The 12,811-nt window shown below is 62.5% G+C and carries 12 protein-coding genes; 3 read left to right on the top strand and 9 right to left on the bottom strand.

Annotation, left to right across the window (positions count from 1 at the left end; genetic code table 11):
* Positions 1-200: 200 nt before the first annotated feature.
* Positions 201-638: a hypothetical protein gene (locus ACESNB_RS04365; RefSeq protein WP_373004383.1), complete on the top strand. Its 438-nt coding sequence runs from the start codon at positions 201-203 to the stop codon at positions 636-638.
* Positions 639-845: 207 nt separating this feature from the next.
* Here the strand turns inward: ACESNB_RS04365 and ACESNB_RS04360 are convergent, their stop codons facing one another.
* Positions 846-1,391, bottom strand: coding sequence for a hypothetical protein (locus ACESNB_RS04360; RefSeq protein ID WP_373004380.1), 546 nt, complete (start codon positions 1,389-1,391; stop codon positions 846-848).
* 113 nt (positions 1,392-1,504) lie between these two features.
* Between ACESNB_RS04360 and ACESNB_RS04355 the strand changes: the two genes are divergently transcribed.
* The gene (locus tag ACESNB_RS04355; protein WP_373004378.1) at positions 1,505-2,287 is read left to right on the top strand and encodes a glycosyltransferase family 2 protein; all 783 of its coding nucleotides are present in this window, start codon (positions 1,505-1,507) and stop codon (positions 2,285-2,287) included.
* Positions 2,288-2,296: 9 nt separating this feature from the next.
* On the opposite strand, the gene ACESNB_RS04350 is transcribed toward ACESNB_RS04355, so the two are convergent.
* The 8 genes from ACESNB_RS04350 to ACESNB_RS04315 all read right to left on the bottom strand — a co-directional run bounded on the left by ACESNB_RS04350 (position 2,297) and on the right by ACESNB_RS04315 (position 10,751).
* On the bottom strand, positions 2,297-3,955 hold the full coding sequence (locus ACESNB_RS04350; RefSeq protein ID WP_373004376.1) for a beta/gamma crystallin-related protein: 1,659 nt from the start codon (positions 3,953-3,955) through the stop codon (positions 2,297-2,299).
* 77 nt (positions 3,956-4,032) lie between these two features.
* Positions 4,033-4,569: a ribosome maturation factor RimM gene (rimM, locus tag ACESNB_RS04345; RefSeq protein ID WP_373004373.1), complete on the bottom strand. Its 537-nt coding sequence runs from the start codon at positions 4,567-4,569 to the stop codon at positions 4,033-4,035.
* A 50-nt stretch (positions 4,570-4,619) separates the two neighbouring features.
* Positions 4,620-5,333: a beta/gamma crystallin-related protein gene (locus ACESNB_RS04340; protein WP_373004371.1), complete on the bottom strand. Its 714-nt coding sequence runs from the start codon at positions 5,331-5,333 to the stop codon at positions 4,620-4,622.
* A gap of 160 nt (positions 5,334-5,493) precedes the next feature.
* Positions 5,494-5,949 carry a 30S ribosomal protein S16 gene (gene rpsP, locus ACESNB_RS04335; protein WP_373004368.1) on the bottom strand — a complete coding sequence of 152 codons (456 nt, stop codon included), beginning with the start codon at positions 5,947-5,949 and terminating at the stop codon, positions 5,494-5,496.
* Positions 5,950-5,982: 33 nt separating this feature from the next.
* Positions 5,983-6,297, bottom strand: coding sequence for a chorismate mutase (locus ACESNB_RS04330; protein ID WP_373004365.1), 315 nt, complete (start codon positions 6,295-6,297; stop codon positions 5,983-5,985).
* Positions 6,298-7,773 carry a signal recognition particle protein gene (gene ffh, locus ACESNB_RS04325; protein WP_373004362.1) on the bottom strand — a complete coding sequence of 492 codons (1,476 nt, stop codon included), beginning with the start codon at positions 7,771-7,773 and terminating at the stop codon, positions 6,298-6,300.
* Positions 7,774-7,961: 188 nt separating this feature from the next.
* Positions 7,962-8,552: a GNAT family N-acetyltransferase gene (locus ACESNB_RS04320; protein ID WP_373004359.1), complete on the bottom strand. Its 591-nt coding sequence runs from the start codon at positions 8,550-8,552 to the stop codon at positions 7,962-7,964.
* A gap of 105 nt (positions 8,553-8,657) precedes the next feature.
* Positions 8,658-10,751 (bottom strand): prolyl oligopeptidase family protein, encoded by a 2,094-nt coding sequence (locus tag ACESNB_RS04315; RefSeq protein WP_373004356.1) that lies wholly within the window; start codon positions 10,749-10,751, stop codon positions 8,658-8,660.
* A 183-nt stretch (positions 10,752-10,934) separates the two neighbouring features.
* Here ACESNB_RS04315 and ACESNB_RS04310 point away from each other — a divergent pair, with 183 nt between their 5' ends.
* On the top strand, positions 10,935-12,674 hold the full coding sequence (locus tag ACESNB_RS04310; RefSeq protein ID WP_373004353.1) for an amidase: 1,740 nt from the start codon (positions 10,935-10,937) through the stop codon (positions 12,672-12,674).
* Positions 12,675-12,811: the final 137 nt, after the last annotated feature.

Below are 12,811 nucleotides of genomic sequence, written 5' to 3'. Positions count from 1 at the left end.
GGCGAACCGGGGAAGTCGATTTGGCGGGAGCCTGTTTACCTGTTGGAAATGACGTTGGGTCGGTGCCCGCCTTCACCGCAGTCGGCGGTTTTCTGCGCAGGCGGGAATGATTTCCTGAGGGTGGAACCTTTAACGCGCCTGCGGCTTTAAGGGCCAGGAGCCTTGCGTGTGAGCACGGTCCGATCACGGGAGATCAACTCATGGACACGACCAAACGCCGATTTCTGATTGGTGGCTCAACGGCCGTTATGGCGGCAGCCCTCTCCGGCTGTGGCACGCTTCTCTATCCCGAACGCAAGGGCCAGTCCGGTGGGCGCATCGACCCGAGTGTCGCTATTCTCGATGGTATCGGCCTGCTCTTGTTCCTCATTCCCGGACTCGTCGCCTTTGCCGTCGATTTCTCGAATGGCACGATCTACCTGCCGGGCACGAAGCATTCCTCCAACATGGATGAGATGCCGGAAGTCAAAATGACCGCCGCTCTCACCAAATCGGAAGTCGACCGCGTCTGGGTTGATAATTACGGCCATGCTGCGCCGTTCGAATTGTCAGATCTGCAGCGCCGCCGTTTGGGCGACAAGGCCGTCACGCTCGACACAGTCGCCAGCCTCGCACGCAACGATTTCGCGCGCATCTAGGCCTTCCCGGAAGCTGCGGCCCCTGTCGCGGCTTCCGTCACGGCTCGTTGTGAACCTGCGTCCGGTATTCTGGGCGCCACGCATGGTCGAGCCTGTTGGCAGATCAAGGTGGGCTGGCTTCAGCCGTCATCCAGTGGAACGGCAGGGTCCTCTGTCGCCCTGACCTCGGCCTGCAAGGTCTTCAGCCGGTCATGATAGTTCGCGCCATCACCATATTCCTCGAAGCCGGCATAGCGGGCATAGGCTATCACGCCGTTCACATAGCAACAGCTTCTCGATCATGTTGAGATAGGCCAGCCCGCTGCGATCAAACACCAGGTATCGGTGCCGCTGGACCTGCGGAATTCCGTACGCCCGGAAACAGATCGCCTGGTAGATCGAGACCCAGAGATCAACCACCGCAAACGGCACAATCCGCGAGTAGATGACCGGCGCGGTGAGCCACACAAGCGGCCGGGCGGTGAACACATATCGCGCAAGATGCGTGCGCAGTTCACGATGGCGGCGCGCGACCTCTTCCTCGAAGCGGGCCCGTCCGCGCTCAAGACCATATCGCAGGCCTGTCCGCCGCTTGGCGAATTCAGCCTCGAGTTCCAGTTCGAGCCCGCGGATTTTTTCTTGGATCGTCTCTATGGACGGGTTCATGCCCGTTGGGATGGGCTGATCTCGCAAGTCTGGCAACACATACATGTTCGGACCAGCTGCAATCCGGCCCGTCGCGGAACAAGCAGAAAGTAATGTTCGTGGAATCATATTCGCTTCTCGGCGCATTGCGGGCACTCACCGGGCAATTTCCGGGTATCCTACGGGCATTTATCCGTGCATTTTTCAGCGGGTTTTGAGCACGAAAATTGCGCGCGGCAGACATGTTCTATACGGGAGGATACATGGTGAACTCTCCAGCGCTTTCCGTCCTGATCCCGTTTTTCAACGAAGAAGGAAACGTGCATCCCGTGATCGACGAGGTGCATTCAGCGCTATCGGGCATCGCGTTCGAGATTATCTGCGTCAATGACTGTTCGGACGACGCGACCAGCGCTGAACTGGCCGAGGCGCAGGCAAGGCACCCGCACACGGTCGTCGTGTTCAATCACGTCGCCCGGCGCGGCAAGTCGGCTGCCCTGTTCACCGGCCTCAAATCGGCGCGTGGGCAATGGGTCCAGCTGCTCGACGGCGACGGCCAGAACGATCCGCACGATACGGCGCGCCTCTGGGCCGAGATCGTCACGCCCGGCGCCCCGCCCCGGCTTGGCATCATCGCCGGCAAGCGGAACAGCCGCAACGATTCCGGCTTCAAATGGCTGCAGTCACGCGTCGCCAATGGCGTGCGCCGTTTCGTGCTGCGGGACGATGCGACCGATACGGGCTGCGGCTGGAAACTGATCCGCACAGCGGCTTTCCGCGACCTGCCCTTTTTTGCCTCGATGCACCGCTTCCTGCCCGCCCTTATCAAGCGCGCAGGCTGGGATGTGCGCGAGGAAAAGGTCAATGATCGCGAGCGTCTGGCCGGCGTGTCGAAATACGGCTTCCTGGGTCGCCTGGGCGCCGGGATCTTCGATCTGATCGGCATGTTCTGGCTGACGCGGCGCGGCGGCTACGGCATCGCCGCTGAATGGAACGACCCGCGCGCCGATCAGGACGCGCGGTGATCATTCCACTTATTTTCTATTGTTGCCGTCGCGGCCATTCTGGCGTGCGCGCATGCCGTCCGGCGACCGAGGATTCGGACGCGACCTGGCTTTTGTTTGCGGCGCAGAGGCAGGCGCAACCCTGACGGGTGCGGGCGCAGGCGCAGCGCGAACGGGCGCGCGGGCCTTCGGCGCGGCCTGGACAGGCGCCCGGGTCTGGCGTGTCGGCTGGGCCTGTGTCCGCTGGGGCGCCTGAGATCGCATGGCAGGGCTCTGCGGCAGCACGCGCGGGGCCTGCTGGCGCGTGTTCCGCTCGGTCCGCTGGCCTTGTTGCTGTGGTCGGGCCCGGGGCGCTTCAGAACGCGGCGCCCGGTCGGGTTCAACGCGGGTCTGTTCAACACGCACCTGCGACCGTCGCGGCTGCTCGGTTACCGGGCGCACGCGCGGCGTTTCGACGGCCGGTGCCGGGTTCGCATCACGGCGAGGCGGCTGACCGCGTGCTGTGTCGCGGCGCGTCCCGGGTTCACGCACGGTTCTGCTGACCGGGTCGGGCGGAATGAAGGACGGCGTCGCGCGCCTCTGGCTATTTGGCAGGGTCGTATCGGGCAGCGAGGGTACGGTGCCCGGATCACCTGCCAGCGCGGCAGTCGAGCCCCTGCTGCGAACAGGCAGCGTGCCTTCAGCTTGTGGACGGCGTGTGCGCCCTGCATCCCCGTCGCGCGGTCCGTCGCGGCGGCTATCCCGCTCGCGGCTAAGGTCGCCGTCACGCTCGCCCTTGCCGGGCCGGCCCGTCACAGGCCGCGTATCGCCAACCGGGCGGATCGAGGAAATATTGTCATTCAGGCGGTAGCCGTTGAGCTTGCCCGTCGAGGCATCGATGATCTGGCAGCGGCCCTGGAAGTTGGCATGTTCGCACACTTCCCATTTGCCCGACTTGATGTTCAGGGACGAGACATTGTCATTGAACCGGAAGCGGCTGAGGTCCTTGACCCCGCGATCGATGCCAAGCGACGCACCGCGCCCGTTGGCGTCGACATACAAGGTGGCGTCCGCGTCACGCGCGCCATAATGGCCCCGCAGCGGCGGGCGCTCGCGGTGGTAGGCGCGGTAAGTATTGTACCCGCCGCGTGAATACCCGAACCCGTACGGGCCATAGCCCGCCAGCGGATCATAATAGCCGTAGGACCGGTAGGCCGGTGAATAGCCGTAGTGATACACCTCGACCCGCGTCGTGCGACCGTAGCCGAAATCATAGCCGTCATTCCCGTAACGCACGGCATCGCCATACTGGATATAGCCGCGCTCATCGCGCACGAACATCAGGCCATGCTCGGCATCGGTATACTCATAAATCGGCCGAACCGACGACACGTCTCCCCCAAGATCAAAATAGCGCAGGTCCGGCACGTCCTCGCGCAACAACACGCAGCGGCCGGTGAAATCGCTGTGTTCGCAGATCTCCCACGCGCCAGACAAGACCGCAACGGACCGGGCCCGGTCATTGAACCGGATATCGGGCAGCGCATGGATCGGATCGAAGATATTGACCGCGTCGCCGGTATAATTCGCGCCGCTGAACAGGATCAGCGCCGCTTCATCCTGCGGTGCATCATATTGCGCAGCCGCCGCGCCAGCGGCGACAAGGGGGACTGCGATAAGGGCGCCAAGGCGCAGGAGCGTGGCAAACATGGCCAAATCCTCTCAGTTACTGACAGTAACATGGAACACGGCGTCTGAATGCCGCACAACGTCAGGCAGGCGGCCTGCTATTTATCGTCTTCCACCTCGGCCCACTGGGCCAGACCCGGGATCCGGACACGCCCCGCGTTGAGGTCAATTTCCGGCACGTCGGTTTGCGTGAACGGTACGAAAACGGTTCCGCCACCGGTAATCAGGTGGATTTCCAGCAGATCGTCGGCGCCGAAATTCTGGACCGCTTTTATCCGCCCTTCTGCAACGTCTCCAACAGAACAGACCTCCAGGCCGACAAGGTCCTCGATATAGAATTCGCCTTCATCGGCGCTTGGCAATTGCGCGCGCTCGACATGCAGCAGGGTGCCCTTCAGGGCATCCCACTCTTCCTTCTGTTTCTGTTCGCGGACTTTCACGATGAAGTGATCATTCCCCGGCCGCGCCGAGAGGGGTGTCAGCACCAGCCGCCCCGCTTCATCTGTGAGGGGGCCGTAAATGAAGAGGTCTTCAGGGTCTGCCGTGAAGCTCTTCACGCGCACTTCGCCGCGCACGCCGTGGGCGCCCTTCAGGGCGCCCACAACGATCAGTTTGTCATTCGGATAGGTCTTCATCTCGCCTCTGTAGCGCCAGACCGCGCCGGAGAGAACCGGCCTGACACCGTTTAGTGACGGCGCCAGTCGCGGTCATTGCCGTTGCGGGCCGCGTCCCGGCCGTCATATCGGCAGATCGACGAGATATTGTCGTTGAGTCCGGTCGGGCGAAGGTCGCCTGAGCCGCGCGAGATCACTTCGTAGCGGCCGCGATAGTTCGCGTGTTCACAGGCGATCCCGGTTCCGCGCGTCACGAGGACCGAGCTCGCCCGGTCATTGAACCGGTAGGCGGTAAGGTCAGCAATGTCGCCATTGATCTCGATCGGTTCACCGCGCAGGTCGACATTCGAAAACGGGACCAGATTGGCCGAACGCCCGCCATGGCCGTAGTTCCACGCACCATCCTGTCCCTCGCTGCCGGGCCCGTAGCCGACGGGACGGAGCGACGAGACATTATCGTTCAGGCGCAAGTCATTCAGACGGGATACGCTCGTGTCGACGGTCGCACACCGGCCCCGGAAATTCGCATCCGTGCAGACTTCCCACGCACCCGACCGGACGCTGATCGACGAGACCCGGTCATTGAACCGCATCGGCTTCAGGTCGGGGATCGCCCCAGCCACTTCAATGGCTTCGCCGCGGAAACCGGCATCTGCATGCAGCACGACACCGCTGTATCCGCCGCGATACGGATCAGGCCCGCGATCCGCGTATGCCGGCACGGTCAGGGCGCCAAGGCTGGCCGCGACGAGCGCGCCGGTCCGGAAAAGGCTCAATTTGGTCATAGCGGTCTCCTGTCAGTTCAGTTCGCTTGGATGTGAAGCGAACTGAACCGGGACAAGGTTGCGCGTTGTGCCGCATTCAGTTGCGGGAGCCACCGCCAGACAAAAGAAAAGGCCAGTGCAAAAATGCACTGGCCTCATCAAAACTATATGTATGCCGGACCTATTCGGAAGCGGCTTCCTCGGCGGACGCTTCTTCAGCAGCTGGCTCTTCGACCGGGGCAGGTGCCTTGGCGGCTTCTGCAGCAGCTTCAGCAGCGGCGGTCGCCTTGTCGGCGCGCTCCTTCACGCGATCCTGAGCCTTCTTGCCTGGCTCACCCTTTTTCAGGTTGCTGCCGGCAGTCCACGTGTAGACCGGGGCGGACTCACCCTCGACGGTGATCTGCGAGAGGAAGCGTGCGACGCGGTCGGTCGGCTGGGCGCCCTTCTTGATCCATGCTGCGGCTTTGACGCCGTCGATTTTTACGCGCTCGCCGGAATCCTTGGGCTGGCGCGGATCATAGGTGCCGATCTTCTCGATGAAGCGACCATCACGTGGCGCGCGGGCGTCAGCGATGACGACGGAATAGAAGGGGCGTTTCTTGGACCCGCCACGGGCGAGTCGGATCTTGAGGGACATTGGGGTTACTCCTGTAAAGTGTCGTCTCTGTAATTAAAGTTCAGCTTCGTCGCTGCGGATCTGCTCATGGTGGCGAATGACTTCCGCCACGATGAAAGAGAGGAATTTCTCGGCGAAGGCCGGGTCGAGGCCGGCTTCGTTGGCAAGGTCGCGGAGGCGCTCGATCTGTTGGCCTTCGCGGGATTTGTCGGCGGGCGGCATGTTGTGCAGCGCTTTCAGTTTGCCGACTTCTTTCGTTGCCTTGAAGCGTTCGGCCAGCGTGTGGACGAGGATCGCATCCATGTTGTCGATGCTGGCGCGCAACTGGTTCAGCTGGAATTGGGCGAGCGTGTTGTCTGTACTCATCATCTACTTTTTCTTTCCCCCGAGGCCTGGCAGGCTGCCTCCCAGGCCAGGCAAGCCACCTGATCCCATACCCGGCAATCCGCCCGGCATTTGCTGGCCACCCATTTTTGCAAGATCGGCTGGTGACATGCCGGCCTGCGAGGCCGCGCCCATCATGGCTTTCATGCCGCCCTTGGTGCGCATCTTCTTCATCATCGTGGCCATCTGCTGGTGCATTTTCAGCAGCTTGTTCACTTCCTGGACCGAGGTGCCGGACCCCGCCGCGATACGCTTGCGGCGCGACGCGTTGAGCACCGCCGGCTTGCGCCGCTCCTTGCGGGTCATCGACAGGATGATCGCTTCCTGGCGCTTCAGGACATTGTCGTCGAGATTGGCATTCGCCATGGCTTCCTTGGCTTTGCGGGCACCGGGCATCATGCCCATGATGCCACCGAGCCCGCCCATGCGCTGCATCTGGCGCAGCTGGTCGGCCATGTCCTCGAGGTCGAATTCGCCTTTCTTGAGCTTCGCGGCCATGCGCTCGGCTTTGTCGGCATCCATCTGCTCCGACGCTTTTTCGACCAGGCTGACAATATCGCCCTGGCCAAGAATACGGCCTGCCACACGGGAGGCATCGAACGCGTCGAGACCGTCGAGCTTTTCGCCGGTGCCGAGGAACTTGATCGGCAGGCCGGTAACCGCGCGCATGGACAGCGCTGCGCCGCCGCGCCCGTCACCGTCCATCCGAGTCAGGACGAGGCCCGTCAGTGGCAGGCGGTCGTGGAAGCGTTTCGCCGTCTCCACAGCATCTTGGCCGGTCAGTGCATCCGCCACCAGCAGCGTCTCGGACGGCTTCGCGATGTCGGCAATCTCTGCCGCCTCAGACATCATCTGCTCGTCAAGTGTGGTGCGGCCGGCGGTATCGAGGATCAGGACGTCATAACCGCCTATCTTGGCGGCCTGCACGGCGCGCCGCGCGATATCGGCGGGCAGCTGGCCTTCGATGATCGGCAGGGAGAAGACATTGTCGCCGCACTGGTCGGCAAGGATCGCGAGCTGCTGCATCGCGGCCGGACGGCGCACGTCGAGCGAGGCGAGCAGGACTTTCTTGCGCTGCTTCTCGCCGAGGCGCCTGGCGATCTTGGCCGTCGTCGTCGTCTTGCCTGAGCCCTGCAGGCCCGCCATCATCATCACGGCTGGCGGCGTGTCGATGCGCAGGGTTGTCTCGGCATCCGCTCCGCCCAACATCTCGACGATCCCGTCATAGACGATCTTGACGACTTGCTGGCCCGGCTTCACCGAGCGAACGACTTCCTCGCCAACGGCGCGGGCGCGCACGCTTTCGATGAAATCCTTGACCACGGGCAGGGCGACGTCGGCTTCAAGCAGGGCAACACGGATTTCGCGCAGTGCAGCATTCACGTCCTTCTCGGACAGCGCGCCGCGACCGGTCAGGCCGTCGAAAATGCCGCCAAGGCGATCGCTCAAAGCGTCGAACATGTGCCTACTCCTTTGCCGTTTGCCTGCAGGACAGACTTAGGCGCTCAAACCCGGCGCACAAAGCATGAAGCCCCGCTGAGCGAAAATTCGCCAGGCGGGGGGCCTCGCTGACCTCAAGTGTCAGTCAAAGCGCGCTTTTCATGTTTGCGCGGATGTAGCGGCGCCTAAAGCATGTGAGGTTCGTGAGGTCAAGCCAGCTGCATCTGGGCGACGCGGTCCTTGAGCAGGTCGATGGCCGCGCGAATTTCGGAATCGACGAGCGACAGTATGGCCAGATCCGCCCATGAGCCGTCGGCGAGACGCATGTAACGGCGCAGGACACCTTCCTTGCGCGCACCCAGGCGCTCTAGCGAGCTGATCGCCCGCTCATTGGCCGCCGCGATCGGGAATTCGATCCGCCGCATACGCGCGCCGAAAGCACGTCCAATCATCGCCATCTGTGTCGCCACCGGCACGATGGTGCCCCGCATTTCAGGCGGATGCCAAACGTATCCAATCCCGACGCGTCGATGGGTGCGCGACACGTCAAGATAAGCAATCACGCCCGCAAATACGTCGTCAGCCTGACGTGTAATCGAAAAAGGGATGACGTTGCCCTTCTGCTTCATGGCCAGCATCAAATCGAAATAGGCATTGAAGTTCGTTCCAGAGGGAATGACCGGCAGCCAATCCCACATGGCGGATATGGCGCCTGATCCGCCCAGCCGCGCCCTGTCGGATTCCTCCAGCCGGTCGAGCCTCACGACATCATTGTGCAAACCTTGTTCATCGAGCCGCATGAGCTAGCGTCTCACGGATCGCGACGGACACAAGGGTGCGGGAAAAAGAAATTCTGAATTCTGTTTTGGAACCCAATAAATATTAGAATTCTTTTTTCAGACTTTCTATTCACGACCTTCAGGAAAAAGGCGCTCGGTTAGATAAGTGAATTCCAAAGCGGTGCGCTTGGCGCGCTCCGTCTGGTTCGCCGCCGCCGAATGCCCGCCATCGACATTCTCATAGTACAGGAAGGGCAAACCGGCATCCTCGAACAGTTTCGCCATCTTGCGCGCATGGCCGGGATGCACGCGGTCATCCTTGGTCGAGGTCACAAAGAAGGGTTCGGGATAAGGCCTGGACGCATCGAAATTCTGGTAGGGCGAGAATGTCTCGAGGAACGCCCGCTCTTCGGGTACATCCGGCGAGCCGTATTCGTCCACCCATGACGCGCCCGCGAGCAGGAAGTGGTAGCGCAGCATGTCGAGCAGGGGCACCTGCACCACGACCGCATTCCAGAGATCAGGCCGCTGGTTCAGCATGACGCCCATCAACAGGCCGCCATTCGATCCGCCCATGATGCCGAGATGTTCGGAACTGGTGATCTTGCGCGCAATCAGGTCTTCGCCGACCGCGATGAAATCATCATACACGCGCTGGCGGTTGAGCTTCAGGCCTGCCTGGTGCCAGGCCGGGCCAAACTCGCCACCGCCCCTGATATTCGCCAGAACATAAGCGCCTCCCTGTTCCAGCCACAGCCGCCCGGTCACCGGGCTGTAGGATGGGTTCATCGACACCTGGAACCCGCCATAGCCATAGAGCAGCGTCGGCGTACTGCCATCCAGCACCATGTCGGCTTTGTGCACGATGAAATAGGGTACCTGCGTCCCGTCTTTTGACGTCGCAAAGAACTGTTCGACCTTCAGGCCTGATGCGTCGAACTTGCCGGGCAAGCTTTTCAGGGACGCAACGTCGCCGGTCTTGATGTCATAGGACAGCAGGGAATCCGGTGTGAGGAAGCCCTCATAGTTCAGGAACACGGCTTCTTCATGCTCGTCGGCAAAGGCGATGCCCGCCTGTCCCGTACCCGGCAGGTCGATCGGGACGTGAGTCCACCCGTCCGCCAACGGCTCCAGACGCATCACCCGACCGACAACATTGTCATTGATCGACAGCAGCGCCGCGCCCTTGGCAATCGCCACACCATTCACGGCCTGTGTCGCGTCAGGATGAAACACGAGACTGACTGTCGGCAATGTCCGCGTTTCGAGGAAAACGTCCACGCCGAAGGCGACCAGGTCGCCCGACTTGAACGAGCCCGCTTGGCCGTCCGGCGCCCAGTCTTCCTCAAGCGACACCAGGAACTGGCCCTTGTAGATGCCGTTCGGCGACGATTTCAGCGGGATCGGCCAGCGCACGGGCTCGGCTTCGCCATCCGGCAGCCACCAATAGGAATGGGTGAAGAAGGTTTCGGACTTCACCGCGCCCTGAAGAATACGGCCGTTATCCAGTTCCATGACCATCGGCCAGACGCCGACCTGCATGCGCGTTCCGAGGATCACCTCCTCGGCGGCCTCGAGCGGCGTACCGCGATGCCAGCGTTTCACGATGAACGGATAGCCTGACGCGGTCACCGTCTCCTCGCCCCAGTCAGACGCGATCAGCAATGTGTCAGCGTCGACCCAGGCGACACCCTGCTTGGCCTCTGTCGTGACGAAGCCGTCCGCGACAAAGGCCTTTGTCACCAGGTCGAATTCCCGGTTCACGACCGCGTCCTTGCCGCCATCGGACAATGACACGAGGCAATGACGCGCCGGCTTGCCCACTTGGCGCAGGCAATTGGCACCCTTGTAGACCCAGTTCTTGCCTTCATCTGCGGCGAGCGTGTCGAAATCGACAACCGTCTCCCAGTCCGGCTTCGCCGTCGCATAGCTATCAAGACTGGTCCGGCGCCAGAGACCCCGGACGTTCACGTCATCCTGCCAGAAATTGTAGACCATCCCGTCGCGCACGGCCCCATAGGGGATGCGTTCTTTGGAATTCAGCGCATCAAGCGCAGCCGCTTCAAACCCCGCATAACGCGGATCGGCCTGCAGCCCGGCCAAGCTGCGCGCGTTCTGTGCCCGCACCCAGGCCAGCGCATCGTCGCCTTCGACCGCCTCCAGCCAGAGGTTCGGGTCGTCGACTTGGGTTTCAATGATAGGGGCGGGCGTCTCGGGCAAAAAAGTCTCCGTTTCGGGTGCGCTGGCGCATGATGCAAGCATTAGGGCCGTCAGGGGGTCAGGAATCTGCGCGTGGACTCTCCGGCGCTCTGGGGCCGTGGCCCCAATCAAGGATTTGACTCGTCCCCCGACGTGAATGACGATTTAGTCTGAGAGACGACAGATGGCAAACGGGGGAAGGACATGACCGAGTCGAAGATACTGCACACCACATCGCGCAGGGATATTCTGAGAGGTGCTGGAGTCAGCCTTGCCGGGCTCGCAGTCGCCGCCTGCGCCGGCGAACCGGCGCCGCCCTCCACTGCCGACGGCATTTCCACCAATACCATTCAACACGCGGAGCAACTTGCCGGAATCAGCTACACGGACGCCGAACGGGCGCAGATGGTGTCCGATCTGGAGGCACGCCTCGACATCCTCAAACAGTTGCGGTCGGTGGGAAAACCGAATTCTCTGGCACCAGCCACCGTGTTCGAGCCACGCCTTCCGGGCGTCAATTACGGCATCACGCCTAGCTCGAAAGTCACTGTCTCGCCTGACGAACCCACCGCAAGGCCGGCCGATGAAGACATAGCCTTCGCAACGCTCACCCAATTGGCCACCTGGCTCGGCGCCGGCACCCTGACCAGTCGCGAGCTGACCGACATCTATCTCAAGCGAATCGACCTGATCGCGCCGCGTCTGGAGTGTTTCGTCACAGTGATGGCAGACCGGGCCCGCCGTGAGGCCGACGCCATGGATGCCGAACGCGCCGCCGGAAACATCCGGGGGCCCCTGCACGGCATACCCTACGGGCTCAAAGATTTGTTCGACGCCGACGGCTCGCCCGCGACCTGGGGCGCGGCGCCTTACAAGAATCAGGCGTCGCATAGCGACAGCGCCATAGTGCGCAGGCTTGGCGAGGCCGGAGCCATCCTGCTCGGAAAGACCACCTGTGGCGCGCTGGCCTATGGCGACATCTGGTTCGGCGGCGTCACGCGCAATCCCTTCGATCCGCGCGAAGGCTCGTCAGGCTCAAGCGCTGGATCGGCCAGCGCCACTGCGGCCGGCCTGTGCGCCTTTGCCATCGGCACGGAGACGCTGGGCTCGCTCGTTTCGCCTTCGATGCGCTGCGGCACGACAGCCCTGCGCCCAACTTTCGGCCGCGTCAGCCGCGCCGGCGGCATGGCGTTGTGCTGGTCGCTGGACAAAGCCGGCCCCATCGCCCGCAGCGTCGAGGATTGCGCGCTCGTGCTGGATGCCTTGAACGGATACGATCCTGCCGATGCCGGCTCCATCGCCGCCGGTTTCACCTATGATTATCGCACGCCCATCAGCGGACTGAGACTTGGGATCGACCCGGCCTGGCTGGAAGAAGCGACCGGCACCGAACGCGCGGCAATCCAGGCGGCAAAAAGCCTGGGCGCAACTCTCGTCGACTTCAAACGGCCGGACCTCGCGTCGGATCCGCTCTCCCTGCAACTGACCGCCGAGGCGGCCGCCGCCTTCGAAGATCTCACCCTGTCCGGCCGCGACGACGAGCTGACCTGGCAAGATCCGGAAGCGTGGCCGAATTCGTTCCGCGGGGCGCGCTTCATCAGCGCGGTCGATCTCATTCAGGTCGACCGGCTGCGCCGCATGTGGATGCAGGCCATGCATGAGGCCTTTGACGGCGTCGATGTGGTGATCGGGCCGAGCTATTCCAGCGGCATGGTCACGCCGACGAACTTCACTGGGCATCCGTGCCTGGTGATGCGCTGCGGCTTCGACGAGACAACGCCCCGGACACTGTTCGACACCGACGCCAACCCTGATGCCCCCGTGGCGCGAACACCTGTCGCGATCTCGCTTTGGGCCCCGCTGTTTCGCGAAGGACCGATGCTGGCCCTCGGCCGTGCCCTCGAAGCTGCGCTCGGCGTTGCAAGCGAGCGTCCTGCACTCTAGTGTCCTGACACTCAAATAGGGCCTCATAACTCATGCGGTTTGAGCTTTGTCGAGTGCTTTGCGGGCTCGGTTGATTTTGGCAAGGATTTCGGCGCCCTTTTTGCGCCAGATGTAAGGCTTTGGATTGGCGTTTCGCT

Source organism: Hyphomonas sp. (assembly GCF_041689225.1).
Classification (GTDB): Bacteria; Pseudomonadota; Alphaproteobacteria; order Caulobacterales; family Hyphomonadaceae; genus Hyphomonas.
This window is presented reverse-complemented; position numbering and strand designations above follow the sequence as displayed.

Coding starts and splice junctions, on each gene's coding strand:
- ffh (WP_373004362.1), bottom strand. CDS start 7,773: ATGTTCGACGCTTTGAGCGATCGCCTTGGCGGCATTTTCGACGGCCTG.
- ACESNB_RS04320 (WP_373004359.1), bottom strand. CDS start 8,552: ATGCGGCTCGATGAACAAGGTTTGCACAATGATGTCGTGAGGCTCGAC.
- rimM (WP_373004373.1), bottom strand. CDS start 4,569: ATGAAGACCTATCCGAATGACAAACTGATCGTTGTGGGCGCCCTGAAG.
- rpsP (WP_373004368.1), bottom strand. CDS start 5,949: ATGTCCCTCAAGATCCGACTCGCCCGTGGCGGGTCCAAGAAACGCCCC.
- ACESNB_RS04365 (WP_373004383.1), top strand. CDS start 201: ATGGACACGACCAAACGCCGATTTCTGATTGGTGGCTCAACGGCCGTT.
- ACESNB_RS04350 (WP_373004376.1), bottom strand. CDS start 3,955: ATGTTTGCCACGCTCCTGCGCCTTGGCGCCCTTATCGCAGTCCCCCTT.
- ACESNB_RS04360 (WP_373004380.1), bottom strand. CDS start 1,391: ATGATTCCACGAACATTACTTTCTGCTTGTTCCGCGACGGGCCGGATT.
- ACESNB_RS04310 (WP_373004353.1), top strand. CDS start 10,935: ATGACCGAGTCGAAGATACTGCACACCACATCGCGCAGGGATATTCTG.
- ACESNB_RS04330 (WP_373004365.1), bottom strand. CDS start 6,297: ATGATGAGTACAGACAACACGCTCGCCCAATTCCAGCTGAACCAGTTG.
- ACESNB_RS04355 (WP_373004378.1), top strand. CDS start 1,505: ATGTTCTATACGGGAGGATACATGGTGAACTCTCCAGCGCTTTCCGTC.
- ACESNB_RS04340 (WP_373004371.1), bottom strand. CDS start 5,333: ATGACCAAATTGAGCCTTTTCCGGACCGGCGCGCTCGTCGCGGCCAGC.